General features: G+C 62.2%; 20 protein-coding genes. 9 read left to right on the plus strand and 11 right to left on the minus strand.

Annotated elements, in window-relative coordinates; all coding sequences use genetic code 11:
• Nucleotides 1-26: 26 nt before the first annotated feature.
• Nucleotides 27-1,139, plus strand: a complete 1,113-nt coding sequence (gene ygfZ / locus HKW67_RS12025; protein ID WP_171225615.1) for a CAF17-like 4Fe-4S cluster assembly/insertion protein YgfZ — start codon at nt 27-29, stop codon at nt 1,137-1,139.
• A gap of 295 nt (nt 1,140-1,434) precedes the next feature.
• On the opposite strand, the gene HKW67_RS12030 is transcribed toward ygfZ, so the two are convergent.
• Nucleotides 1,435-1,638: a hypothetical protein gene (locus HKW67_RS12030; protein ID WP_171225616.1), complete on the minus strand. Its 204-nt coding sequence runs from the start codon at nt 1,636-1,638 to the stop codon at nt 1,435-1,437.
• Nucleotides 1,639-1,896: 258 nt separating this feature from the next.
• Between HKW67_RS12030 and HKW67_RS12035 the strand changes: the two genes are divergently transcribed.
• The 3 genes from HKW67_RS12035 to HKW67_RS12045 all read left to right on the plus strand — a co-directional run bounded on the left by HKW67_RS12035 (nt 1,897) and on the right by HKW67_RS12045 (nt 7,118).
• Nucleotides 1,897-3,036, plus strand: coding sequence for a glycosyltransferase (locus tag HKW67_RS12035; RefSeq protein ID WP_171225617.1), 1,140 nt, complete (start codon nt 1,897-1,899; stop codon nt 3,034-3,036).
• A 74-nt stretch (nt 3,037-3,110) separates the two neighbouring features.
• Nucleotides 3,111-4,568, plus strand: a complete 1,458-nt coding sequence (locus tag HKW67_RS12040) for a magnesium chelatase ATPase subunit I (protein ID WP_171225618.1) — start codon at nt 3,111-3,113, stop codon at nt 4,566-4,568.
• Nucleotides 4,569-4,964: 396 nt separating this feature from the next.
• Nucleotides 4,965-7,118 (plus strand): TonB-dependent receptor family protein, encoded by a 2,154-nt coding sequence (locus HKW67_RS12045; RefSeq protein WP_171225619.1) that lies wholly within the window; start codon nt 4,965-4,967, stop codon nt 7,116-7,118.
• 307 nt (nt 7,119-7,425) lie between these two features.
• Here HKW67_RS12045 and HKW67_RS12050 read toward each other — a convergent pair whose 3' ends face one another.
• Genes HKW67_RS12050 through HKW67_RS12065 form a run of 4 tightly spaced genes read right to left on the minus strand, consistent with a single transcriptional unit; the run spans nt 7,426 to nt 12,792 of the window.
• On the minus strand, nt 7,426-9,897 hold the full coding sequence (locus HKW67_RS12050) for a dockerin type I domain-containing protein (RefSeq protein WP_171225620.1): 2,472 nt from the start codon (nt 9,895-9,897) through the stop codon (nt 7,426-7,428).
• Nucleotides 9,894-10,421, minus strand: coding sequence for a hypothetical protein (locus HKW67_RS12055; protein WP_171225621.1), 528 nt, complete (start codon nt 10,419-10,421; stop codon nt 9,894-9,896). Before HKW67_RS12055 ends, HKW67_RS12050 begins: the two co-directional genes overlap by 4 nt.
• Nucleotides 10,418-12,373: an Ig-like domain-containing protein gene (locus tag HKW67_RS12060; protein WP_171225622.1), complete on the minus strand. Its 1,956-nt coding sequence runs from the start codon at nt 12,371-12,373 to the stop codon at nt 10,418-10,420. The genes HKW67_RS12055 and HKW67_RS12060 overlap by 4 nt, the downstream gene beginning before the upstream one ends.
• Nucleotides 12,370-12,792, minus strand: coding sequence for a hypothetical protein (locus tag HKW67_RS12065; protein ID WP_171225623.1), 423 nt, complete (start codon nt 12,790-12,792; stop codon nt 12,370-12,372). The genes HKW67_RS12060 and HKW67_RS12065 overlap by 4 nt, the downstream gene beginning before the upstream one ends.
• A 314-nt stretch (nt 12,793-13,106) precedes the next feature.
• Here HKW67_RS12065 and HKW67_RS12070 point away from each other — a divergent pair, with 314 nt between their 5' ends.
• Complete coding sequence (locus HKW67_RS12070; protein WP_171225624.1) at nt 13,107-13,316, plus strand: type II toxin-antitoxin system HicB family antitoxin; 210 nt, start codon at nt 13,107-13,109, stop codon at nt 13,314-13,316.
• A 23-nt stretch (nt 13,317-13,339) separates the two neighbouring features.
• Nucleotides 13,340-13,546, plus strand: a complete 207-nt coding sequence (locus tag HKW67_RS22665; protein WP_206044400.1) for a type II toxin-antitoxin system HicA family toxin — start codon at nt 13,340-13,342, stop codon at nt 13,544-13,546.
• A 204-nt stretch (nt 13,547-13,750) separates the two neighbouring features.
• On the opposite strand, the gene HKW67_RS12080 is transcribed toward HKW67_RS22665, so the two are convergent.
• Together HKW67_RS12080 and HKW67_RS12085 are read right to left on the minus strand one after the other, a co-directional pair.
• Entirely contained in the window at nt 13,751-15,028 is a 1,278-nt protein-coding gene (locus HKW67_RS12080; RefSeq protein ID WP_269141189.1) for an MFS transporter, read from the minus strand.
• Nucleotides 15,029-15,159: 131 nt separating this feature from the next.
• Nucleotides 15,160-16,356: a hypothetical protein gene (locus HKW67_RS12085; protein ID WP_171225627.1), complete on the minus strand. Its 1,197-nt coding sequence runs from the start codon at nt 16,354-16,356 to the stop codon at nt 15,160-15,162.
• Between the two features lie 286 nt (nt 16,357-16,642).
• Between HKW67_RS12085 and HKW67_RS12090 the strand changes: the two genes are divergently transcribed.
• A complete protein-coding gene (locus tag HKW67_RS12090) occupies nt 16,643-17,917 on the plus strand; it encodes a vWA domain-containing protein (RefSeq protein WP_171225628.1) in 1,275 nt (424 codons plus the stop codon).
• An 18-nt stretch (nt 17,918-17,935) separates the two neighbouring features.
• On the opposite strand, the gene HKW67_RS12095 is transcribed toward HKW67_RS12090, so the two are convergent.
• Genes HKW67_RS12095 through HKW67_RS12105 form a run of 3 tightly spaced genes read right to left on the minus strand, consistent with a single transcriptional unit; the run spans nt 17,936 to nt 22,072 of the window.
• A complete protein-coding gene (locus tag HKW67_RS12095; RefSeq protein WP_171225629.1) occupies nt 17,936-18,820 on the minus strand; it encodes a sugar transferase in 885 nt (294 codons plus the stop codon).
• Nucleotides 18,771-19,601 carry a polysaccharide biosynthesis/export family protein gene (locus HKW67_RS12100; RefSeq protein ID WP_171225630.1) on the minus strand — a complete coding sequence of 277 codons (831 nt, stop codon included), beginning with the start codon at nt 19,599-19,601 and terminating at the stop codon, nt 18,771-18,773. Before HKW67_RS12100 ends, HKW67_RS12095 begins: the two co-directional genes overlap by 50 nt.
• Before the next feature lie 14 nt (nt 19,602-19,615).
• Nucleotides 19,616-22,072 (minus strand): polysaccharide biosynthesis tyrosine autokinase, encoded by a 2,457-nt coding sequence (locus tag HKW67_RS12105; RefSeq protein ID WP_171225631.1) that lies wholly within the window; start codon nt 22,070-22,072, stop codon nt 19,616-19,618.
• Between the two features lie 439 nt (nt 22,073-22,511).
• On the opposite strand from HKW67_RS12105, the gene HKW67_RS12110 reads away from it, so the two are divergent.
• Together HKW67_RS12110 and HKW67_RS12115 are read left to right on the plus strand one after the other, a co-directional pair.
• The gene (locus HKW67_RS12110; RefSeq protein ID WP_171225632.1) at nt 22,512-23,993 is read left to right on the plus strand and encodes a sigma-54-dependent transcriptional regulator; all 1,482 of its coding nucleotides are present in this window, start codon (nt 22,512-22,514) and stop codon (nt 23,991-23,993) included.
• Nucleotides 23,993-24,844 (plus strand): sensor histidine kinase, encoded by an 852-nt coding sequence (locus HKW67_RS12115; RefSeq protein ID WP_171225633.1) that lies wholly within the window; start codon nt 23,993-23,995, stop codon nt 24,842-24,844. Before HKW67_RS12110 ends, HKW67_RS12115 begins: the two co-directional genes overlap by 1 nt.
• Before the next feature lie 32 nt (nt 24,845-24,876).
• Here HKW67_RS12115 and HKW67_RS12120 read toward each other — a convergent pair whose 3' ends face one another.
• Nucleotides 24,877-26,133, minus strand: coding sequence for an MBOAT family O-acyltransferase (locus tag HKW67_RS12120; protein WP_171225634.1), 1,257 nt, complete (start codon nt 26,131-26,133; stop codon nt 24,877-24,879).
• Between the last annotated feature and the right edge of the window lie 105 nt (nt 26,134-26,238).

Below are 26,238 nucleotides of genomic sequence, written 5' to 3' on the forward strand. Positions count from 1 at the left end.
TAGTGAAGTCTCTGTGAGGTGTGCTGTTGTCCAACTCTGACGCGATCTCCCCGAACTTCACGAGCCCGACGCCACCTGACGTGGCGCCGCCGTCGCTCGTGTATCCGGAGCCGTTGTCAGCCCATGACGCCGAAGCGTTCCTTGATCTGCGACGCGAATCGGCATGGTTCGAGTCGGCTGGCCAGTGGAGCACGTTTCGTGGACCGAAGGCCGCCGAAGCGTTGAATGGACTCGTCACCAACGACGTCACGCTGCTGCAACCCGGTGAAGGACTGCACGCCGCCGCGCTGACGCCGAAGGGCAAGGTGCTCTGCGACATGCTCATCTTCCGCATGGACGAAGAGACGTTCATGCTCACCGTGCTCCGCGCCTGCGCGCCGCAGTGGCTGGCCACGGCCCGCAAGTATGTGAATCCGCGTCTCGCGAAAGTCGAGGATGAATCGGACAAGTGGGCCACGTGGATGCTGTACGGCGCGCAAGCATCGAAAGCGGTCGCTGCCCTCGGCGGCGCCGCTCACACGGTCGAAGATCTTGGCGACGTGATGATGCAGGGGCTCGCCGAGTGGAAGCTGTGGCAGCATGGGCTCTGGAACATCGGGCCGGTCAATGTGCGACTCATTCGCGCGCCGCTGATGGGAACGACGCCGGGCTTCATCATCATGGCCGACGCGCGTGACGCCGAGATTGTGCGCCAGCGCCTCGAGAAGTCGGTGTACCGTCAAGCCACGCGAGCGGTGTGGAACATCGCGCGCGTGGAAGGTGGGCGGCCGGCGTGGGGCCTCGATATGGACGACAACACGATTCCGCAGGAAGCGAATCTTGATACGCTCGGCGCGATCTCGTTCACGAAGGGCTGCTACACAGGCCAGGAAACCGTGGCGCGTGTCCACTTCCGCGGGCACGTGAATCGCCGCCTGCGCGGACTGCTCGGCGCGTCACCAATGCCGCAACACGGGCAGGTCGTGGACGCCACCGGCAAACTGGTCGGCGATGTGCGCAGCACGGTGATCTCGCCGCGCCTGGGGCCGATCGCGATCGCGATGCTGCGTCGGGAAGTGCAGGCGGGAGACACGGTGATCGTGGAAGGCACCGAAGGACCGATCAGCGCCGAAGTGCGCGAACTTCCGTTCCCCGAGTAGTTCCGAAGCTCAGAACTGAGTACTGAAGTTTGCTGAATTCAGACCACTATACACGGTCTGATGCCTGGGCTCTGAACACTGGCCACTGGGCCGATGGTAAAGCGCCAGTGTTCAGTGGTCAGAATTCTGGCGTCAGACTTTTTATAGTGTTCAGAGACGAGCAAACTTCAGTCCACAGTGTCGAGCGTATTTCGTGGAGCGAATTGACAGGTCGTGCTGATTTCTCGTACCGACCCACAACGCAAAAGGCGGGCGACTTTCGTCGCCCGCCTTTCCGTTACTGCAGACCCGAAGCTTAGTGCTTGGTCGTGTCGGGAGCCATCGCGCCCGGGGCAGCCATCGCGGCGGAGTCGGCCGGCGGCGGCGTCATCGCGGCCGAATCCATGGCCGGGGCGGCAGCAGCCGGAGCAGCGGCGGCCGAATCAGCGGCCGGGGCCTCTTCCTTGGCTGAGCAGGCGGCGAGCACGAGTGCAGCAGCGACGAGAGCGATGCGCTTCATAGTGTAGGACTCCATACGGTGCGGTGGTTGCGCCGTGCGTCCTGAAAAGCGCACGGCCCCCCCGGCAGAACGCCGACGGGGATCTAGCGAACACAAGTTATGGCTCCGTGCTCATCTGTCAAGGGTGACACCACACCGAGCGCAGTGTTCCAAACGCGGCCAACCGTTTGTGCCATAACGGTTTCCTTCGCTTCGGGCGTGACGGGAGTAGCTGCACAGGCCGTGGCGTAAGCCTCGTCCCGCCCTTACCCTTCCGCCGTGCTCATCTTCCTCATCCTCGTCGCCGCGACCGCGTTCGGTATTCTGGTTCTCGGGTGGGTGATCTACCCGTCCAGAACCGCGAAAGCTGCAAATGCGGGCGCGGGTGAGATCGACACCAGCGCGGCTGGGGGTTCGGAATCACCGATCAGCGTGATTCTCGCAACAAGAGAATCTGACGAAGCGATCCTGCGGCGCATCGATGACCTACGACGCGGAGACTACCCGACCGCGCTGACGGAGATCGTCATCGCGCTCGACGCGACACGATCGAACGGGTTGGACGGCCTGCGGGAGAAACTGCCCCAGCGTACGCGTGCCGTTCACGGTGCCGTCCCCGGAAAGTCCTCGGCCCTGAACGCCGGGGTTGCCGCGGCTTCGCATGAACTCCTGTTCTTTGTCGATACGGCGCAGTCGTTCGAGCACGACACGATCTCAAAGCTCGTGAGCGCGGTCCGCACGGACGGCTGGGGCGCCATGACCGCGACGCTCGCGCCTACGAGCGGCGACGTCCTGATGGATCGCTACTGGTCTCGCGAATTAGCCATTCGTCTAGGCCAGGCAAGGCGGCACAGCATCATCTGCGTGACCGGCTGCGCCTATGTCATGCATCGACGTTTCTGGCGCGACATGCCCGCAGGATTGATTTGCGATGACCTGTGGAGCACCTACTCGGTCGTGACCAACGGAGGTCGTGTGGGCATCGTGACCAAGGCCAGAGTCACCGACCCTCGACGCTTTACACGAGACGATGAATACGCGCGCCGACTGCGGACGATGACCGGCATGCTGCAGTTTGCTCGCTGGTTCCCTGCGGTGCTGAGTCGGCAGAAGAACCCGATGTGGACGGATTTTCTGCTGCACAAACTCACGCGACCGGCCACCCCCGTCCTCCTGCTCGTCGGCGGCGCCGCTGCATGGGGAGCGATCGCCTTGGCAAGCCCCGTCACGGCATGGGCACTGCTGGCCGCCGGGGTCGCCATCATCGCGCTCGTCTGGCTCTTGGCTCAGTTCGCGCCGGGGCGATTGGGACAAAGGGCGAAGGGACTCGTGTTCGCACAACGCTTGCTCGTGATGCCGCTCTACGCCATTGCCCGGGCGGTACGATCGGACTGGGACGTCTGGAAGCCGCATCATTAGGTAATGCGCGGGAACCAAGGTCCGGCGGCAGGTGCTAACCATGATACGTCCTGTTCCTGACTCACTGAGGTTTTGTGTCCAAACTCCCCGAGACCCTCGGCGCCCTCAAGCGCTCCGGCTACGCCACGAATCGCCCGAAGTCCGTCAAAGACGAAATCCGGCGGAATCTGATCGCGCGCCTGCAGGACGGCGGCCCGCTCTTCCGCGGTGTCCTTGGCTACGAAGACACCGTCATGCCGCAAATCGTGAACGCGCTCCTCGCGCGCCACAACTTCATCCTGCTCGGCCTTCGCGGCCAGGCGAAGTCGCGTATTCTCCGCGCGCTCGTCACGCTGCTCGACGAGCAGATGCCCGTGGTCGCCGGCAGCGAAGTGAATGACGATCCGTTCGCGCCGATCTCGAAGTACGCCAAGCAGCTCATCCAGGAACATGGCGACGACACCCCGATCGGATGGGTGTCGCGTGATCAGCGCTACGTCGAAAAGCTCGCCACGCCAGATGCCACCATTGCCGACATTATCGGTGATGTGGACCCCATCAAGGCCGCGCGCGGTGGCCACATCCTCGGCGACGAACTCACGATCCACTATGGCATGCTGCCGCGCGCCAACCGCGGCATCTTCGCGCTGAACGAGCTGCCCGACCTCGCCGGCAAGGTGCAGGTGGGCTTGTTCAACATCATGCAGGAAGGCGACGTGCAGATCAAAGGCTATCCGGTGCGCCTCGCACTCGATGTCCTGCTCTGCTTTACCGCCAACCCGGAAGACTACACGGCTCGCGGCAAGATCATCACGCCGCTCAAGGACCGCATCGGCAGCGAGATCATCACGCACTACCCTGAGAGCGTCGAACTCGGCGTCGAGATCACGCGTCAGGAAGCGTGGACGAAACGTTCTGACGGCGTGCAGATCCGCGTTCCCGACTTGATCGAGGAAGTGGTGGAGCGCATCGCCTTCGAAGCGCGCGACGACAAGCGCATCGACAAGCGTTCCGGCGTGTCGCAGCGCATGCCGATCACCGCGATGGAGAACGTCGTCTCGAACGCCGAACAGCGTGCCCTGCGCAACGGCGATACCGAAGCGGTACCGCGCGTGGCCGACGTCTACGCCGCCCTGCCCGCCATCACCGGCAAGATCGAACTCGAGTACGAGGGAGAACTCGTCGGCGGCGCCACGATCGCTAAGGATCTCATTCGTCGCGCGTGCGATGCCACCCTGCGTGAACGCGCCGGTGACATCGACGCCGAAGAAGTGATCATGTGGTTCGACGCCGGCGGCGCCCTGCAGGTGGCCGACGAGATCGCGATGGACCTCGTGCGCCAGGGCTTCGAGACGGTGCCGAGTCTCGTGCAGACCGTGATCGCGCTCGGACTCGCCAAGAAGGGCGACGACGCGATGATCGTGGTGGCCTGCGAACTGGTCCTCGAGGCGCTCGTGGCGCGGAGGAAAATCTCGCGGTCGGACGAAGGGAAGTACGGGCGAGCCGAGCGAGAAGCGCGCCGACCGAAGGGACAGCAGGACTACTTTGGCTGATCACTGAACAGCGCTGAACGGCCCAGTACTGAGTGGTCTGAATTCTGGCGTCAGACTGGGTATAGTGTTCGGAATTCAGCAACGACAGTCCACAGTGCCGAGCGGGTTTCATGGATCTGACGATTCACGAGGCCTTTGCTCGGCACTTGGCGTTGGGGAATCCCTGTCCGTCCAGCGGCCCCACACGCAGTAAGGAAATTCTCGAAACTGAGCACTGTAGCTGCTGAATTCTGACCACTATAAGCAGTCTGACGCCCCAGTTCTCAGTACTGAGTACTGGGCTGTTTGTTAATCCCACGTTAAGCCCAACACGTCGACCTTCCCCTGCGTAGTCCGACACCCGCCCATCCCCTACGCACTCCCCTGATGCCTCCTGTTTTTCCCCGCTCCGCACTGATGAGCTTGGCTGCCGGCGCCCTCGGGCTCTTGGGCCCGAACCTCGCCCAGGCCCAGACCAAGGCCGACTCGTCCGCTCGCCGCGACAGTATTGCGCGCACGCTCGCCCCCTTTGCCGTCCGCGCCACGCGCAGCACGCAGTCGTCCTTCACGTCGCCGCTCGCGATCACACACATCGACAAGTCGCAGTTTTCGGCGAAGTCGGGTTTTGGACTCAACGACGCCCTCGGCAACGTGCCGGGTGTCCTCGTGCAGTCACGTTACGGCACCAGTGATGTGCGTATCGCCATTCGCGGCTTCGGCGCGCGTGGCGCGGGCGACCGCAGCAACGCCGGCACCTCGCGCGGCGTGCGCGTATTGCTCGACGGTATGCCGGAAACAGAGCCGGATGGACGCACGGCGTTCGACAACATCGATCTTGCCTCGGCCGAAGGGATCGATGTGATCCGCTCGAACGCGAGCGCACTGTGGGGCAATGCGGCCGGCGGCGTGATCAGCGTGTCCACCGTACCGGTGATCGATCGTCCCTTCTCCACCCTGCAGTACCAGAGCGGGAGCTACGGCCTGCAGCGATACATCGCGCAGACCGGCACCCCCATCGGCACCAAGGGCGGCGTGGCCTACGCCACGTTCGTGAATACGAACTTCGACGGCTGGCGCGTGAATTCCGACGCGCGTCGCGTGTTGCTGAACACGGGCATCGTGGCCCCTGTGGGCGACAAGACGCAGATGCGCATCCACCTGCTCGGCGCCAACAATCTGTTCCATATTCCCGGCCCGCTCTCGGCCGATGAAGTGGCGGCGAATCCGCGGCAGGCGAACGCCACCTACAACACGCGCGACGAGCGTCGCTACAATCGCCTCGCCCGCCTCGGTGCCAGCGTGGAGCATGCGATCGACGACAAGTCGAGCGTGTCCGTGGTGGCGTACATCAACCCGAAGTATCTGCAGCGCTCCGAGCGCGGCACGTTCCGCGACTTCACGCGCTACCACGCCGGCGCCAATGCGGCGTACAATCGTCAGGACGTGGTGTCACCCACGTTCACGAATCGCTTCACGGCAGGACTCGATCAGGCCTATCAGGACGGCGCGATCCTGTTCTACTCCTTAAGCGCGACAAACGGACGTAGCACCACGGTGCGCGACAATAAGAAGGAAGGCGCGTACAACAACGGCGTGTTCATCGAAGACGAACTCACGCTGAACGACAAGCTGGGCATCACGCTCGGCCTGCGTGGCGACGCGATCTCGTACTACTACAAGAACTACCTCAATCCGAAAACCGACGCGAGCCGCACCTTTTCGCAGGTCACGCCGAAGGTTGGCGCGTCGTGGCGCGTATCCAAGACGCACACGCTGTACGCGAACGTCGGAGGTGGTGTCGAAGCACCGGCCGGCAACGAGACGGATCCCGCCAGCACTTTCGGAACGGACACGGTGACGGCGCTCAATCCGCTCCTCGAGCCGATCCGCTCGTACACCTACGAAGTGGGCACCAAGCAGATTTTCATGGTTGGTGATGGCTCTGGTGTGGTCAGCAGCGTGTCGTATGACGCCGCTGCCTACCTCACGAACGTCCGCAACGAAATCGTGCCCTACCGCGGTGGACGCTTCTACTTCATGGCCGGCCGCGCGCGCCGCACCGGTGCCGAAATCGCCGTGACCGCGCTCGCGAAAGGCGACCTGCGCTTCGAGAATTCGCTCACGCTCTCTCGCAACACGTACACCGAGTACGTCGTCGACTCCGTGCACTACGGCAAGGCCGGCGCAAAAGCCGACTACAGCGGCAATCGCATCGTCGGGATCCCCGACTGGTTCTACGGCTCCAACGCCACCTGGGCACCGTCCAAGGCGCCCCTCGGTCTCGCCGCGCAGTTCGGCGTGCAAGGCACCGGCGGCTACTGGGCCGATGACGCCAACGCCGTGCGCGTCACGGAGTCGCACATCCTCAGCGCCAGTCTGCGCGCCGATCGCCTCGTGCAGGTCGGTGATGCCACCGTGAAGGGATTCCTCACGGTCGAGAACCTCGCCGATCGTCGCTTCATCGGCTCGGCGTTCCTGAACCCGGACATCGTGAACGGCAAAGCGCTGGCGTTCGAGCCGGGAATGCCGCGAACGATCATGCTGTCGTTTTCGGTGACTCGCGGGCGGTGACTGAATACTGACTGCGCTGAACAGCCCAGTACTGAGTTGTCTGAATTCTGGCGTCAGACTGGGTATAGTGTTCGGAATTCAGCAACGACAGTCCACAGTGCCGAGCGGGTTTCCTGGATCTGACGATTCACGAGGTCTCCGCTCGGCACTCGCGCAGGGATATCAACACATCCCCGCGGTCGCACACGCAGTAAGGAAATTCTCGCAACTGAGCACTGTAGCTGCTCGACTCTGACCACTATACCCAGTCTGACGCCAGAGTTCAGAACACAGAGTACTGATCCGCCCATCCCGCGCCCTTAAGCAGTTACTGCTGCTTCCCCACGCAAAGCGCCGCACTCGCCGACCCTACCGCGAACTGCAGAATCGACAGCACGTCTCCCGAGTCCAGCGTCCCATTGCAGTTCGCGTCCGCGCGCGGCATCGGGTTTGGCGCGCTGGCGGGCAGCACACCCACCAGCGCCTGTTGCGCCAGTGATGCATCGAACGCATTCACGAATCCGTCCGCGTTGACATCGCCGCGCAGCACGCTCGCTCCGGTCACGATCGTCGTGGCCCACAGCCCACGACCATACGTGCTCGCGTACAGGTTGCCGGTGGCCGCCTGGTACACCAGGTCCAGCACGCGCGCGTTCGGGAATCCCTGATTGGCCGCGCTCCACGACATGCCGTTGTCGGTCGACTCGTAAATGCCCACGTCGGCTGCAGCGAACAGTCTCGACGTGCCGGGCACCATCACGACCGCGTTGAACGGGATGTCGGGCAGCGACCCGCTCAGGTTCGTCCAGTTCGCGCCGAAATCGTCGGAGGCGTACACGTGTCCCGAGCCCGTGCCGGAGTGCGTGATCACGGCGCGCCCGGGTACCGCGGCATCGGGAGCGATATCGGTAACCGCGCGCAGCGGCAGCGCGCTCGACACCAGCGTGAACGTGGCGCCGGCGTCTTGCGAGAGTTGCACATTGCCGTCGCTCGTGCCCACCCAGATCACCCGTGGGTCCACCGGTGAAACGGCGAGGCTGGTGATCGTGGCCCCACCGCCTCGTGTGAGATCACCGGTGAGTACGCCCCACTGCACGCCCTCGTTCGTCGTGCGCCACAGGCGATAGGTGGCATAGTAGAGCGTGGTCGAGTTGAGCGGGTCGATCACCATCGGCGAAAGGAATGCTTTCCGGTCGCTGCTGGTGAAGCCGCGCTGTGTCTGCGCGATGCTGGTGCCCAACGGGTTCCGCGTCACGCGCACGATGAAGCCGGTGCCGTAACTGGTGGTCCAGAACACGTTCGAGTTCGTAGGGCTGAAGGCATTCCATCCGCCATCGCCACTCGGCGCCGACATCGTCCAGAAGCCCGAGCCGAAGCCCCAGACGGAGCTGTTGTCCTGCAGTCCGCCGGCGATGAAATCGGGGATCGTGGGGTGTACCGCGATGCCCGGATAGAACTGCGTGACCGCGATGTTCGTGTTGCGACTCACCCAGCTGTTGCCACGATCGTACGACGCGTGCACGCCACCATCGCAGCCGCCCACGATCACATTCGGGTCACTCGGCGCGTACTCGAACGCGTGCCAGTCCACGTGCAGGTCGTAGGCAATCACCGAGAACGATTGCCCGCCGTCGCGCGATCGGTACATGCGTGACCCGCCCACGATCACCGTGTTCGCATCCTGCGGATCGACCTCGAGCACCAAGTCATACGTGCCCTGCGAACCGAAGTCGAGTCGTGACTGCGCACCATACACACCTTGTGCGGTGAGCACCGTGGGCGTGGCACTAGCACCGTCCAGACGCACCAGCTTGTCCATGCGCGCGCTCACTACTTCCACCGCCCATACCGAATTCGGCGTGGTGGGCGACACCGCGAGCGAGATGCGCTGCACGGTGCTGCCGGTGCTGTACACCTGCGTCCATGAGGCGCCGCGATCGGTCGAACGATAGACACCGTTGGTGTTGTTTCCCGCGCCCGCACGCGCCGCCCACACGATGTTGTCGTTGGCGGGATCGAATTCTACGTCACTCACGAAGCCCGTGAGTACCGTGGTCCATGCCGAGCCGCTGTTGGTGCTGCGATGCAATCCGTTGTTCGCGGCGTACAGCACCACACTCGTGTTCTGCGTACCGGCCAGACTCGGCGCTACCCGGATGCGATACGCCCGAGTGTTTTGCGTGCCGTTCACCGGAGCCAGCACACCGGCGCCGTTGATCTCGGTCCACGTCGTGCCGCCGTCGAACGAGCGCAGCAAGCCACAGCCGTTCGACTGCGTGGGCTCACCCGTGCCCACGTACACGATGTTCGGATTCACCGGATCGATCGCGATCGTCCCCGTGTTCAGCGAGCACTGATTGTCGGTCAGCGGCGTCCATGTCGCGCCGCCGTTGTTCGTGCGCCACACGCCACCACTCGCCGAGCCGGCGTACACGATGCTCGGGTTGGTGGGGTGAATGGCGATGGCGCGAATGCGACCGCCGTCGGCATTCGGCGACGAGCCGTAGAAGCCGCTGGTCTGGAAGCCGAACGGCCCCACCGAGCGCCACGGCGCCACCTGAATGCTCGACGCAGACCCCGCGGTGACACGAGCCGGCGCGCGGAATGCCGCGGCACGCGCGGCGTACACCGGATTCTGCGTGTACTCGCCAAACGGATACGCCCGCAGCTGCTCCATCCACTCGCGGCGCACCTCGAAGCCGGCTTCGCGCTGCTCTTCCACCTGCGCCTGTACCATGGTCGGCGCCACCATCAGCGCCAACACCATCAACGTCCGCGTCGTGTTCAAGATCGTGTTCACTTGAGCACCGCCGTTGGCAGTACAGTGAGGCGCTCGCGTACATCGGTGGCATCGGATAGGTGCAGCTCACTGAGTTGCAGCGACAACGTGGCGGCCGCTTGCTCACTGCGCGCCACGAAGCGCACGCGCGCGAATACGTCGCTGGTAAAACCCGTGGCATGCGCAGCGGCGATCATCACCCGCCCACGCCCCGCGTTCACCGCACGCAACGCCCCGTCACTGGGGCTCGCATCGGTGAGATAGCGCAACTGAGTGGTGTCGTACGCTACCGCCGCCGTCATGCTCACCGCTTTCGCTTGAGCGCTCGACGATGCGCCCATGCCATCGAGTCCGCTCACGCGTACGTCCACCGTGATCACACTGTCGCCCGCCATCGCCGGCGTGATCACCAACTGCGCGGTAGCCTGCGTACTCGGCAGCGGGTTCACCGCACCGTCACCGAGTGTGTCCCGGCATGCCGACGCCGCAAGCGCGAAACTCAGCACCGCTGCCACGCGCCATCCTGCTGTCATGTTGCGCCTCATTTGATCACCACCGGGTATTGCAGGGCCGTTGCGTTGCCGAGCAGCGAAACTTGCGCGAGGTCGAGCAGCTCGACGTGTCGCAGTACGAACTGACTGGAGCCGACCAGCGTGGGAATGAAATCGAAACGACCAAGTGTGATCACTCCCGTCATACCCGCCGCACTGGCAATCGATATGCGCGTGGTGCCGGAGGCGTTGTCGGTCACGATCACCGGCCCACCCACCGTGCCTGGCACGGTGCCAGTGAGTCGCAGCATGGCCGGTGTACCCAACTCAGTGGGCCACGTGAACACGAACTGTGCAGCGCCCACCGTGGCCCCGCGCGTGTCGAGTGACAGCGTGACCGAGAAGGGCGTGTTCCGCACGTAGTCGAAGCGTGTCACGTCGGCACGCAACACCGGGCCGGTGGTGCGCGTCACAGTCACGAACACGGAGTCGAGCGCGCCGCCGTTCACCGCGGTTTGCGCCACGATCCACGCCTGTCCACCGAGTCGTGCCGTGATCCGTCCGTCGGCGGCGACGGTGGCAATGGACGGTGACCGACTCGCATACGTAACCGGCGCCGTAATCACCGCGCCCTCGCTGCTGAGTATCACCGGCGCGAGCTGCAGCGTCCCGTTCACATCGAGCTCATTCACCTTCTCGCTGGCGAGTCCGTAGCGCAGCGTGATCGACGCGGCCACGTTGAACGTGACGGGCAGCGTCACCGTAGGCGCATTCCCCGACGTGATCGCCACCGTGGCCAGATAAGTATTGGTGTTCAGCGCCGCGGGATTCGCGCGTAGCGCGAGTCGGGCAGGATTCGTGAGGAGTGTGGCGGACAGCCATCCGCTGGCGCCGACGTAGGTCACGCTCGTGTTGAGATTCGTGACCGCGGTGCAACTGCCATTGGTGTCGGTGATCGTGAGTGTGTCGACTACCGCGGTGCGCAGCGCGAAGCCCGCCAGCGTGCGCGACGTGGCCGACAGCGCCAGCAACGGCGAGCGCGTGGCGTCGCACGGTGTGACCGAGATGGGCAGCGACGGTAGTCCTGACACCGAGAAAAGCAGCGATCGCACGCCACCCGCTCCGGTCACGCCGAAGTTGCTGAACGTGACCACACCATTGGTGGCTTGTGCCGTGGCGCCGGTGAGCGTGCCACCTCCCGATGCAATCGTGGCCGTCACGGTGAGGGCGCTGTTCGTGGCCAGGTTCCCGCCGTTGTCGAGCACATCGAGAACGGGCTGCGTAATGAACGGCGAGTTGAGTCCGCCGCCCGCCGGCGCTAGTCGGAACGCCAGCGATGCCGCCGGGCCGGCATTCACGCTGAAGGTGGCCGTGTTCACCGCCGTGAGACCGGTGGCCGAGAAGGCCAGCGAGCGCGGGCCGGCCAGTCCGGACAACGTGAGTTGCGAGAAGGTCGCAATGCCCTGCACCGACGTGACCGTGGTCGTGCCACCGATCGTGCCCACGCCGCTCGCGAAGCTCACACTCACGGGGATGCTGGCCGTCCTCACCAGATTGTCGAGCGCGTCGCGCACCTCCACGACCGGTGCGGCCGTGAACGACATGCCCGAAGCCACGTCACCCGGTTGAGTGCGCACGAACAGCTTGGCCGGCGCACCGGCGGTCACGGTCACCGCGATCGTGCCGGTGGTGCCCAACAACGCCGCACTGATGGTGGTCTGTCCTACCGTCGTGGCCGTCACGATGCCCTCCGGCGAGACCACCGCCACGGTGGGCGTGCTCGAGCTCCACACCACGGAGGGCGACGTCACCAGTTGCCCGCGCTTGTCGGTCACGACCGCCGAGAGCTGCAGCGTGGAGCCGGCCGCCACAGTGGCCGAACCACCGTTGGCCGACACCGTCACCTTGGGCGCGACGTCCGGCATGACGGGATCGCCAGGACCAGCGCACGCCGTCGCCAACAACAGCATGGCCACCCGCCCAGCCGCCCTCGCCATCGAGCTCATCGCGGCTCCTGAATGGTGACCATCACCGGCGCACTGCTGCCCCGCCCGTTCGACACCGTAAGCGCATACCGCCCCGGGCTCCACAGCATCGGCGCCGCCCCCCCGCCACTCGGCACCCGATCCGGCAGCGACAGCGCGATCACCGTGCCGCCACGACTTGATACGACGGCAGTAAGGATGACGGATCCAACCGTCACCGTATTCGCGGTCGCGTCGAACCCGGTGCCGCGAATCGTGACGTCATTCGGCTGTCCCGCACGCACCACAATCGGTTCGGGAGAGACCTCGAGCACAGCAGGCGGTGCCGAGTCCCCCGGCGCCGCGCGACGGCAGGCCACACCAAGCGACAGCATCAATACCGGCACGATCCAACGCGTACGACGGCAAAGCGAGAAACGGCCAGGGGCGGGACGAATCATGGCACCTCAAGTGAAGACACGGCCATGTGGCCGAGTGCTGCCAAAGGTTAGCGCCCGGTACGCGCCGAACGCCACCGGAGGCGCGTTTCCAATTCCAAGTAGTCGCTGTTGCCTTTGCTGTTCTTCGCGCTCCTTCGCGGCTCTTCGCGTCCTTCGCGTGAACCGTCGGACTTTCCGACCACTCCGGCTCGCCGAAAGCACCCTAGGTTCACGCGAAGCTCGCGAAGAACGCGAAGTCACGCGAAGAACAGCAGATACCGATTTGCGTCGAGAGAGGAGACGGGCAAGATTTCTGTGTCGACAACGGAGAAGACATGGGCACATACACCGCCGTCATTGAACGGGACCAATCCACCGGCCTCTATGTTGGCTACGTCCCCGGCTGGGCAGGCGCACACTCGCAGGGGGAGAGCCTCGACGAGCTTCGCGCTAACCTGTACGAGGTCATGCTGATGCTGCTCGAGGACGGCGAACCCGCGCTCAGCACCGAATTCGTAGGCACGCAGACTCTCGAAGTCGCGTAGCCAGAGTGGGACGCATTCCGCCAATGCGCCCACGCGAGGTGATCGCCGTCCTCACCGCTCTGGGCTTTGTCGAGGTCCGGCAACAGGGATCTCACAAGCAGTTCCGGCATGCCGATGGGCGTGGCACAACCGTGCCTGATCACGGAGGGCGCGACATCTCGCCTGTGCTCATTCGGCAAATCGCGAAAGATGTTGGCCTCTCGGCCGACGAACTCCTCGCTTTGCGCTAGACCTGTCCGCCCGACCCGCTCGGCGACGTGAAACCGGCCGTTGCAGTTCTCCGCGTCCTTCGCGAACTCCGCGCCCTTCGCGTCGAGCCGTTGCTGTTCACGAACGGTCGGTACGAACCGAAAACAGCCTGACGCGAAGAGCGCGAAGGCCGCGAAGGACGCGAAGAACTGCGAAGAACTACGAAGAACTGCGAAGAACTCTGGTTACACCCGTCGCCAGAAATCCGAGTACCTGAGCGCGTACAGCGACGCCAGCATCAGCACCACGGCCGACGCGGCGATAGCATGCGGGGCCGTGACCACGCGAGCGAGGGCGCCGATGGCGAAGGAGCCGACCGCCTGGGACAGTCCGACGAAGACGAGACTGTAGAAGGCCATGAGGCGTCCGCGGTATTTCTCTTCGACCAGCAGCTGCAGCACGCCGTTGGAGAGGGCATTGAACGTGATCATGGCCACCCCCGTCGCGAAGAGCACCACGTACGCCATCGTGAGCGTGGTGGTATAGGCGAAGCCCAGCAGCAACGTGGGGAAGGCCAGCCCCGCCGTCATCAGCACGCGCCCCTTGTCGGCCGCGTGCGAGATCGGCCCGGCCACCAGCAGGGCGCCCAGCAGACCACCCACACCCACCGTGGCCAGGAGGGTTCCATACCCGCCGGCGCCGAGCCCGAGCTGGTCGCGGGCAATCACCGGCATGATCGTGAGGAACGGGCCGCCCAGTACCGCGCCCACCGTGACCAGCGCCAGCAGATCGCGCACCGGCCCCGGCTTGGCCAGATGCCGCAGCCCCTCGGCCGCCCCTGTGGTACTGCGATCGATCAGCTCGTGAACACCCGTCACCGTAAGACGTACAGCGTTCGCAATCGCCTGCTCAGGCAGCTTGATTCGCAGCAGCCCCCACAGCACCGCCACGAAGCTCAAGGCGTTGAGGCCGAAGCACCAGGCAATGCCGAATCGGGCGATCACCAGACCGCCGATGGCCGGGCCGATCACACGGGCCAGGTTGAATCCGCTGGAATTGAGGGCGATCGCCGGCTGCAGGTCTTCGCGACCCACCAGCTGGATGATCATGCTCTGCCGGGCGGGAATCTCCACCGCGCTGCACAGCCCCTGCACAAAAGCCAGCACCAGCAGGATCGGCACCGACACATGGCCGGTGATCGTGACCAGCCACAGCACCGCCGCCTGGGCCAGCAAGATGCTCTGCGTCACTCGCACGATACGCAGCTTGTCGCCATGATCCACGAACGCGCCGGCGTGCATGGAAAAGAGCACGATCGGGATAGCGCCGACCGACGCAACGAGCCCGACCACGAAGGCGCTGTCGGAGAGCTGAAGGGAGAGCCAGCCCACGGCCATCGTCTGCATCCACGAGCCGACGAGCGACATCGTCTGGCCGACCCAGAAGATGCGGAAGTTTCGGTGGCGCGTGAGGACGCGGAAGGGGTTGCTGGAGCGTCGCGAGGTGGCTGTGTGGTTCGGCAATCGCGAATAGTACCCTTGTCCGCTAGTCCAACCGCGGCTCGGACGCGAGGCAATAAAACGAAGGTACGCCGCCCCCGAGACTCCGGGGGCGGCGCACCTTCACTTTGAGCAGACTGCGGCGCCGAGAACTACTACTTATGCGGCTGATCGATATGTGCCTGCAGGTTGCCGGTCTTCACCTGTGCGTTGACGACATCCAGCACCACGTTGCCCGACGGGTCGGTGATCTTCAAGCTGACCCGATCTTCGCGGCCGGGTTCACCGCGATCGAAGAAGGTGAATCTCAACTTCGAACCGGGCTGGTTGTTGAGCGTACCCGTCGCATTGCCCGTGAAGACATCGATGTCGGCCACGGGAGGACGCGGATCGGCGACCTTCTGGCAGACAATGTCGCTGAGCGAGTTCTTATCGAGGTGCCAGTTCTCACCGTTGTTCCAGTTGATCTGGATGTTGTTCGAGAGCTTGTTGTCGCAGTGAATCGTGAGCGACACCTTCAGGTTGCGATAGAGATCCGACGGAATGGTGACGCCGCCGGTCATGCGGCCGGTGCCGACGGAAGTAATCAGGATCTGCTCGAAGGCGATGAAATGGTCGTTGAAGTCCGAGTCAACGGTCGCATCAGGCGAATCCTCGACGCCAAACAGATACTTGAGGCCGTTGGCGGACTTGAACATCGCCCACATGTTCTTGCCCTCACCACTGCACCACTGGCCAGTCCCCGTCGTAGCACAAGCGCCAGACGACGATGGGTCGGAGATGGCTGCGCCAGGCGAGATGTACAATCCCCACTCCGAGGCAACCGTGATGTTTGCAACGGTTCCGGCATTCACGTCTGCGAACGGCGTGAACACTTTTCCGGCGCCCGCGCCAGTGTAGTAGCCAATTGTATTCTCGGGGGCGCCACCGGTACCCGCACCGCGGAGACCGCCCTGGAACGAGACCTTGTACGTACCGGCCGGTAGCGTAAAGTTCGCAGACTGCGCGCCTAGGTTCGTCCCGAGGAATGTGCCTCCGCTGAAGCCACCACTGTAGAGGCTCGTACCGGGTCGCTCATACGCGCAGTTCGGACCGAAGTCGCCAATCGCGAAAAACCCGATGTTGCACTTCTCTCCGTCGATCGACGGCTGAAGATCCCAAAATTCCGGTCCGACGTTGTCCTGGGTAAAGCTAAAGAACGCTCCGGTCGACGTCGGCGAAATGTTGTAACTCGGAGTTCCGCGAATAGTCGACGAAGGCTCCTGGATCGCCGTTGGCGAGTCGGCGCAGGCGGCGGCCGCGAGCACGGATGCGACGCTGGCGCAGCGTACCACGAAGGATCGTGAAGTCATTTTAATGGTCCCTAAAGGGTTTTTGAGGAAACTCTAACTTGTTGGCAGCATGTAGCGTTCCCGCCATGCCAGGTCATGCAACTTCAAACAGATCAATATGATACGCATACTTTAGCACTAAAGAATTGTAATTTGTCTGCTGTGAAGCAACACTTTTGATGCGCCGTCGCAACATGTTGCACAGTTTCATGTCGAGAATCACCAAAGCTTTTGGATTTCTGGGATCGTGCGGCCGTTTTCATGCGTAAAGGAAGTGTGGCGATTTCCCAAGCTCGGAGAGCGGACGATGCGGTTCCACACGTACACCAAGTTCAATCCACAGCTGGCTGACGCCGTGGATCTGCAGTCCCTTCTCGACCAGCTCGCCGATTTCCTCCTTCAGTCCGGTTTTGCTGGTGGGGAGCAGGGGCATTGGGGAGCCGATCAGGGCGAAGGTGACCGGTCGATGGACTCGCTCAAGGATGCGATTTTGCGGTCCCTCATCGAGAGCGGACAGATCACGCCCGAGATGCTCTCTGCGCTCCGCGGCGAGGGGGACGAGGTGTCAGAGGAGAAGCTGGCCGAGCTGTTGGACGGGCTCGTGCAGCGCCTCATTCAGGACGGCTTCCTGAGCACCGACCAGGCCGGATCCGTGCCCGCCGGGCATCAGCCGGTGACCGGTAAGGGTTCAATCGCCCAGGCGGCTGCCAAGGACGTCCAGTTCAATCTCACCGACAAAGGCACCGACTTCCTAGGCTTCAAGACGCTGCGGCACCTGATGGGTTCCTTCGGCAAGTCCAGCATCGGCAGTCACGACACCCCGCAGCTGAGCACAGGCGTGGAGTCGGACGCGTGGAGCAAGCCGTACGAGTTCGGCGATGCGCTCAACCTCGACGTGCCGGCCACGCTCGCCAACGCGCTGGCCCGGAACGGCAATCTCGACGTGCCCATCGATCTCGACTACGGCGACCTCATGGTGCGGCAGTCGGAGTATCGCTCGAGCTGTGCCACGGTGCTGATGCTCGACTGTTCTCACTCGATGATCTTGTACGGGGAGGATCGCTTTACGCCGGCCAAGAAGGTGGCGTTGGCGCTCACGCACCTGATCAAGACGCAGTTCCCCGGCGACACGATCCGAGTGATTCTCTTTCACGACTCGGCCGAGGAGATCCCGATCGCGACACTGGCCAAGTGTCAGGTGGGGCCGTACCACACCAACACGGCCGAGGGGCTCAAGCTCGCACGGCGCATCCTGATGTCGCAGAAGAAGGACATGCGACAGATCATCATGATCACCGACGGCAAGCCGAGCGCGCTGACAATGCCCGACGGCCAGATCTACAAGAACTCGATGGGGCTCGACGGCTATGTGATCGCCGAGACCCTGCGTGAAGTCGCGGCCTGTCGGAAGAGCGGCATCATGATCAACACGTTCATGTTGGCTCGGGATCGGGCGCTCGTGGAGTTCGTCAAGCGGATGAGCGAGATCAGCCGTGGCAAGGCGTACTTCACGAACACGATGAGTCTGGGGCAGTTCGTACTGATGGACTTTCTGCGTAAGAAAACAAAGCGGGTCAGCTGAAGTAGCTGACCCGCTCGATCACTGCGATCCGATGCGGAAGACCATAACGGGGATAGTCTTGAGCATTATTCGCATGTCCTCACCGAGCGACTGACGCTTCATGTACTGGATGTCGAAGTAGACTTTCTTTCGAACATCGTCCAAGCAGGAATCGTACGGGTTCGAAACCTGCGCGAGACCGGTGATGCCGGGCTTGACGCGCTGACGAACTGGATACTCGTCGATCTGTTCGCGAAGACGCACGAAGATTGACGGACGTTCTGGGCGCGGGCCTACAATGTTCATGTCGCCGCGAATCACGTTCAGCAGCTGGGGCAATTCATCAATACGCGTCTTGCGCATGAACTTGCCGATCGGCGTCACACGGTCGTCGTCCTTCTTGGCCCACACTGCCTGCCCGTTGATCTCGGCATCCACGCGCATCGAGCGGAACTTGAAGATCGTGAACGGGCTTCCGCCAAGGTCTTCACGACGACGCTCATGCAACGCACGCGTGCGATTCCAGCGACGATCGATGCCCACACGAATCTGCGTATAAAGCACCGGCCCCCGTGACGTCAGGCGGATCATTATCACGGTGAGTAGCATGATCGGCGAGGCGACAATCAACATCAGCACCGCTATCGCGCAATTGAAGATGCGCGAAGCGGTCTCCGAGCGCGGCCGCGGCTCGAAGTCGTCCTGCGGTCCCGTTGACGCGAGCGCCGGCCAGTCGGAGTCATCAGACGGTCCCGTGCTCGCGCGCGCTACCGATTCCGCTGGAGTCAAGCGCGATCGCCGAGGCGTTGTCGCACGTGAGCCAGTCGAAAAAGGGATAATCGAAGCGTGCAAATCCATGTCCATCGGGGAGTGCCTATTGGTCCTGACGGTTGTAATACCACTGCAAAAACTGGAGGCCAGCAAAGAACAGAGAAGAGACCACGAGCATACTCTGAATCACGATCTGCCAATTGATCTTCTTCTTGATCGGAATCTTGACCTCGTCTCCTGACTGCACATCGAGTTGCTCTAGCGTGCGTCCATCCTTCACGGCCTTTCTTGAATCTTTTACGGACAGAAGCTTGGCCGTCCCTCTACTTACTTCAAGCTCGTTCAAGTTTGCCTGGTCAGCGGGACCGCCGGCGACCATTACGAGATCGCTAATCGGCCGATCGGGAGATGCGTAATAGAATCCCGGCGTCCGCACGGCTCCAAGGATGGCAACGCGTGTTAAGACGCTGGTCCTGACCGACACGTTACGCAAATACCTCGCCACGTGAGCGGTCATTCGCTCGTCCAGCTCGGAACGGAGTACACCGACGAGCGAGGCGTCCGGCAAATTGGCGACGGACACTTTGAGGCTGTCCCGAACGGAAGCCGTATCGGAACGTACGGAGTCCTGCCGAAGGGTGATGACAAAGCGATCCCCAACTCGGAAGTCACCTTGCTGCAGGCGCATACGAATCGCCGACAGCTCAGCCGTAGCCCGGGACTTGGCAGAACCTGAGAGACCACCCGAGCTCGACTTTTGCTCCAAAGTCGCGACACGTTCGGCAAGCGCCGCTCGTGTCGCCCGCTGCGGCCCGCCTAACGGTGCGTCCTGCGCTCCACTTGGAGCTGCCGAAGCCACGACAATTGTGAAGAGTACGCCACGAACCGCGGCGCGGGTGCAACACAGCATGCGCATTCCCGTGAGAATTGTCACGAAGTGAGTCATGGTTAGCTGATCTTGGCGGGAAGGGGCTTGTCCGATCGAGCCGACCCGTCGGAAATGCGCGCAACCGGCTCCTCGTCCTGCGCCGCGTAGTCCTGATAGTACGAGTAGTACTCGTACACGCCGGTCAACTTGATGCCGTTCAGCACGGCTCCCATTACCCTAACAGGCAGCGTGTCCACGGTGGCCATCTTGGCCGCAGCCATTTTCCGGTCAGTTGTGCCCGCGCGGAGCACGAGCGCGAGGTTGCCGGTAGCCGTGGCAAGCGCATAGGCATCGAAACCGGCGCCCAGCGGCGGGGAGTCGACGATCACCACGTCGTACTCGGCCGACATCTGGTTGATCAGCTGCTGAAGTCTCGGAGTGGCCAATAGTTCCGGAGCGCGCTTCCGGCGGGCACCAGCAGGCATCACGGTCAAGTTCGGATGCGCCGTTGCCGGATGGAGCACTTCAGCAATCAACGCCGTCCCATCTAGATACTCGACGAGGCCGGGTCTCGACTGTGTACCGAACGTCTTCGCCAGCTCGCCGCGGCGGATATCGCCATCAATCAGCAACGTGCGCGCACCGGCCTCAGCAAACGACAGCGCCAGATTCGACGAGATCAGCGACTTTCCGTCATTCGGTCCCGGGCTGGTGATTGTCATGGCGAGCGGGCGCGACGGATCGGCAGCATAGCGCACATTCATACGAATGGTGCGGAACGCCTCGACCACCTGAGACGCCTCGTCAGCGGACTTTCGCTTGCCCTTGGTGTTGATCACCGGGACGACGCCCAAGATGAACAGTCCAAGATCGTCGGTGGCCTGCTCGGGATATCGGAAGCGCTTGTCAACTTGATCGAGGACGATCGCCAACAGTACACCGAGTGCTAGCGCCGCACCGATTGCTCCAAGAATAATGACCGGTGCCGTGTTACGCGTTGGCTTGAGGGGCGCCACCGCCGGGTCGAGCACGCTTACATCAGGGATAGTGGCGGCCTCGGCCAACTTGGCTTCGGCAGCTTTGATGTTGAGGCTTCGGTAAAGCTCTTCGCTTTGCGCGACTTGACGTTTGAGGCGCTGCTCTTCAATGGTTCGCGTCGGAATCTTGCGTAAGTCCTTGCTGCTCTGATCGATCGTGCTCACCAAGGTCTGCTCGCGCAGCTTGAGCTGCGTGAGATACGATTCGAGCACGGACGGAATTGAGCTGCGCAGCGATGCCAGCGCCGCTATTTCATTCTGCACTCGGGGAAGTTCGTCGGTGTAGCTTTCGCGTAGCTTTCGTAGCGAAAGCTCGCGGTCGGCAAAGTCAGCCAGTACTCGGCGCAAATTCTCGGCAGCAGGATCCGTGTTCACACTCGGGATCGACAACACCGCTTCACGCGTGATCACTCCGCCAGCCTGCCGGCCCTTCGCCAAAATTCCCTCGAGGGCCTGCCGATCGCGCTTATAGCTGTCGGCCAGGATCTGGTCGCGGAAATAATTCTCGAACACCGGACTGTTCGTCATCTCGATGCCGGGGGTGATCGACTGGCGTTCGTTGGGCTCGGTAACAGTGCGAACGCGGAAGCTCTCGAGGGCATTTTCGGCGTTCGAGAGATTCTCCGCGGCGTACTGCGTTTGACCTTCTAGAATTGCCGCCACTGAAGTGATGTTCTTCTTCTTCAACGCTGTCGCCACAACCACAAACTGTTCAACCCAGGCGTTCAGCGTCGCCGCGGTTCGCTGTGCGTTCTCACCGGTCAGATTTAGGAAGAGGAACGAGCTTCCATCCTGAAGGCTGAGGCGAAGCTTTTTGATGAGGGCGATCGACGCTTCACGCGGCGTCTGCACATCGAACTCAATATCCTTGCGACCGGCAAGTGTCCGCGCTGCCGGCTGCCAAAGGAAGCCCACTACACGACCGACGGAGTCGCCGACGGCGCCCTTCTCAACCTCCGGACCGAGCTTGATCGCGAGAGAATACGTCGTACCCGTAACGGTCAGCACGTACGTGCCTGGCTTTAAGCGCTGCTGATCCGGCGCCACGCGGAAGGCGCGGAACATCGTACTATCGGACACGCGCTTGGGTGTCACGAACAGCGCCAGATCGTTAACCACCGGGTCCGCGATTGCGAAGGACCTGAGCAGGTCCTGCCAACCGGAGGCCTTCAACAGCTCTTCCGCCTGAATAGGACCGCGCGAATTGGCGCCATCCTGATTCGTACCTGTGCCTTGCTCGAGAAGGATCGTCGCTTTGACCTCGTACTCGGGCTCGATGAACTTGGTCGCCGCGTACCCACCGGCACCGCCGAGTACGCCGAAAAGCAGGATCAACCACTTGAAGCGGTTGACGGCCCCCACATACCGCGCCAGGCTGGGCCCCTTGGGCTCAGGGGTAGCATCCTGCCCACCACCCCAATCCGCGGGTGGTGCGCCATCCTGAAAATTGTCGAGCGCGTTTTCGCGCGTCGTTACGGGCTGGATCTGCTGACCGGACATTGAGAATACGGGCTGAAGACTGACAAATGTCTGGCTACTGACGGCTTATGAATCTCTCGCGCAACACTGTGCGCCGAAACCACATGAAGTAACGATGCGCGCCTGCCACATGAGTTGTGACCTTTTTGTTGCTGTGGCGGTCGTGACACGATGACTGTCGAGACCAGTCTACGAAATTAGCTTGACTGTCGAGATTCTTCACCATATTTCGACCATCCTGTGCGATGAACCGTCGCGGTGTAGCTTCCTTTTTCGGAAAACCGTTGCCCGGAAGCCTCGGTTTGTCGGAGTGACGCATCACCTTTAGTGCACCGGCGGTGACAGTCGACACTCAGCCTCGTCTGCCTGCTCGACGGCCTGATTGCCAGCTACGAAACGCCCGCGCCCGATCGACCTACTCTGTACCGTCTGTTCGCCCCACCGCACGCCGCCATACGCAATGACTGATCCATTTCTCTCCGATAGCAGTTCGGCAACCGTTCCTGATAAAGGAACGGGGCTCCGCATCCTCGTGGTTGACGATGATCGGACGCTCCGTGAAGGCTGCGCGTCGGTGCTTCAGATGGACGGCCACGCGGTCACGTCCACCGGACGCGGTGAAGAAGCGATTGACATGGTGAAGCGGCGTAAGTTCGACTTGGTGTTGGTGGACCTCTACATGACCCCGATATCGGGTATGGAGGTCCTTAAAGCCGCCGTGGAAGCGCATAAGGACGTGATCGTGGTGGTGATGACGGGCAACCCAAGCGTGGCGAGCAGCATCGAAGCGCTGCGGGCCGGTGCCTGGGACTACCTCCCGAAGCCGTTCTCGGCCTCGCACCTGCAGGTGTTGATCGGCCGAGCAGCACATGCCGCCGCCAGCACCAAGGACACCAAGGAGATCAAGCCGAGTCTGGTGACCCAGAACGGCGCAGGCGAGCCGATGGCTCTGCTTGGTGTGTCCGCCTCCTTTAAAAAGGCCGTGGAGCTGGCGCAGAAGGTCGCTGCCACCGACGCGTCGGTGATGATCAGCGGCGAGAGCGGTACCGGTAAGGAAATGATCGCGCAGTTCATTCACCGACATAGCCGCCGCACGGCGCGCAAGCTGGTGCCGCTCAACTGTGCGGCCCTGCCCGACAACCTGCTGGAATCGGAAATGTTCGGCTATCGCAAAGGCGCTTTTACGGGCGCTGATCGCGATAAGGCCGGCCTTCTGGAAGTGGCCAACGGGGGCACGCTCTTTCTGGACGAGCTCACCGAGATGACCATGCCACTCCAAGCCAAACTGCTGCGCGTGCTACAAGACGGCGTGGTTCGCCGCCTGGGCAGCGAAACGCAAGACGCCGTAGTGGACGTGCGCTTCATCTCGGCCACCAACCGCGACCCGCAAGAAGCGGTACAGCAGGGGCTGCTGCGTGAAGATCTGTTCTATCGGCTGCGCGTCGTACCCATCAAGCTGCCGCCGCTGCGTAAGCGACTGGAAGACATTCCGCTGCTGGCCGAGTTCTTCCTGAAGCGCTCGTGGGAACGTCACCGTGCCAGCGGGCCGCCTCCGGCGCTCACGGCCGACACCATCACCTTCCTGCAGTCCCGTCCGTGGCGCGGTAACGTACGCGAGCTGCAGAATGTGATCGAGCATGTGGCCGTGATCGCTGAGGCTGGGCGCCCGATCGACCCGGGCGACATTCCCGTGTACGACGAGGCACCCGTCGCTGGCGTCGAATCCGGACTGCCGGCAGCGATCATGAACGAGGCGTTCCATACCGCCAAGGACAACCTGATCGCGCACTTCGAGAAGGAGTACTTGTCGCGATTGACCACACGGGCCGGCGGGAACATGTCGAAGGCGGCTCGATTGGCGGGCATCGACCGAACCACTCTCTACCGCCTCATGGAGAAGCACGGCTTCCGGCGGGATGTGCTATCGGGGGCCGCGGATTGATGCAAGCCAAAGCGAAGCCGATGCCGGCGGTCGCTCCTGAGAACGACACACGGCCCGATGTAAGTCCGGAGTCCATCGCGGCACTCGTGGCGCAGGGTGCCGCTGCGCTGGCCGATCACGATCCTGACGTTGAACAGGACGCCGCCGATCGCGCCGACCTCCAGCGCTCAGACCCATCCAGTGCGCTCGACCTGTTGATTGGCGTAACGCACGACATGCGCTCGCCTCTCAGCTCTATGATGGTAATCGTCGAGCAGCTTCGAAGCGGGAGCTCAGGACCGCTGACACCTACCCAAGAACGACAGCTGAGTCTCCTTTACGGAGCCACATTTGGTCTCGTTGCGATGACCAATGACGCGCTGGAATTTGCACGAGGGGGCGCTGCTCGTGGAAACAACACCGCCGTCTTCTCGATTGCGGAGTTGCTTCGCTCGGTAGTCCGACTCGTCCAGCCTATAGCCGAGGAAAGAGGGCTCGTTCTTCGAATAGCCGGTCCGGAGGCGGACACTCGACACGGACGCGCCGACATCATGTATCGTGTGCTGCTCAATCTCGTGACGAACGCGCTAAAAAATACAGACAACGGAACTGTCACTATTTCAGCAGAAGCCACCGATATGCAGAAAGTGACGTTTCATGTAGATGACACAGGTAGAGGAATCCCTTCTGAAGTCGCTTCGAGGCGCGCGTTCGACAGCTACAGCAGCTGCCTCGCTGATGGCGGCGGAGCGACTCACGGATTGGGGCTCTTGATCTGCGATCGCTTATTAGGTGAGATCGGCAGCTCCCTGAAGCTCGAGAAACGGAGAACTGGTGGAACACGAGCTACTTTCGAAGTCCGACTAGCGTGAGTCAACGCTCGAATGAAATGCACCTGACGCCATCAAAATTGGTTGTACACAAATTGCGCTTGCCTGCCCGATGTCATCATTACCATCGCTACAACGCTCAGTGCAAAGAGCAATGCCAACCGGCGCGTCGCTGGACCTGTTGCTAGCGTTTTCGCTAGCTCTTGAGAGCTTGGACCGAAGTATGACGTCGCTCCGGCAGCGAGCATGAGGGCCACTGAAGGCATCAATGAGAGTTCACGCGTCCACGCACCCAGATCGAACGATCTCGCGCCGAATGGAATGAGACTTTGAATACCGTCGAAGGCGAAGCGCACGCTAGGAGCGCGGAATACTATGAATGCCGTATTCAAGAAGATCAGTGTAGCAACGAGAGCCACGCCGGATGGCAGCTTCAACTTACGCTTCTTGGAATACTGGTTCACAATCAATGCTATGCCATGCAGCGCGCCGAACAGGACATAGGTCCAGGACGGCCCGTGCCACAACCCGGCGATCAGCATCGATAAAAAGGTGGCAATGAACGACTTTGACAACGTCGCCTTCCCCATCGAACGAATGATCGGCGTGAAAAGATATGTGTTGATGAAGGACGTGAGCGTCATGTGCCATCGCTGCCAAAACTCCGCGATCGATCTGGACCTAAACGGTACGTTAAAGTTGAGCGGCAACTGAATGCCAAGCAGCAGGCCCGCTCCTATAGCCATATCCGAATAACCACTAAAGTCAAAGTAGAGTTGAAGCGAGTATGCGGTGCTCGCAAGCCATGCGTCTGCGGTGCTCCACGTGGTGGAAGTGCCGAAGCCCGCATTCGAAACCACCGCGAGGCTGTCCGCCAGAATGACCTTCTTGGCGAGTCCAAGCACTAGGAGAGCCAGGCCTTCCGCAGTACGCTCCGGCTGCCAGGTCTCCCCGGTCAATTGAGGCAGCATCGTTCGAGCTCGAGCAATCGGCCCAAGAAGAAGCGACGGGAAGAATGCAACGAACGAGAAATTTTCTCGAAGTGTACGAATGTTCACGAGGCGCTCATAGCAATCGATCAGCATCATTATCTGCTGAACCGTAAAGAAGCTCAATCCAAGCGGGAAGTGCGCAACTTTGATTGCCGGAAGGTGCAGCCCAACGCGCGATGCTGAGTCAGCGATGAAGCCAGTGTACTTGAATAGCACCAAGACACTGACGTTTACTACGATTCCCACCACAAGAAATCGCTTTCGTCGCCCATCGATTGAACTTCTGATCGCTGCAGCGATCGCAGCATTGAACAGAATCGAAAGCACGAGGAGAGGCACGAACGCTGGCTCATCCCATGCATAGAAGCACACCGAAGATACCGCGAGAAACCACTGAGCCGCGATTGAGTGACCCTTGGCCCGCAGACCTCGGTACACAAGTAC

The organism is Gemmatimonas groenlandica (assembly GCF_013004105.1).
GTDB classification, from domain to species: Bacteria; Gemmatimonadota; Gemmatimonadetes; order Gemmatimonadales; family Gemmatimonadaceae; genus Gemmatimonas; species Gemmatimonas groenlandica.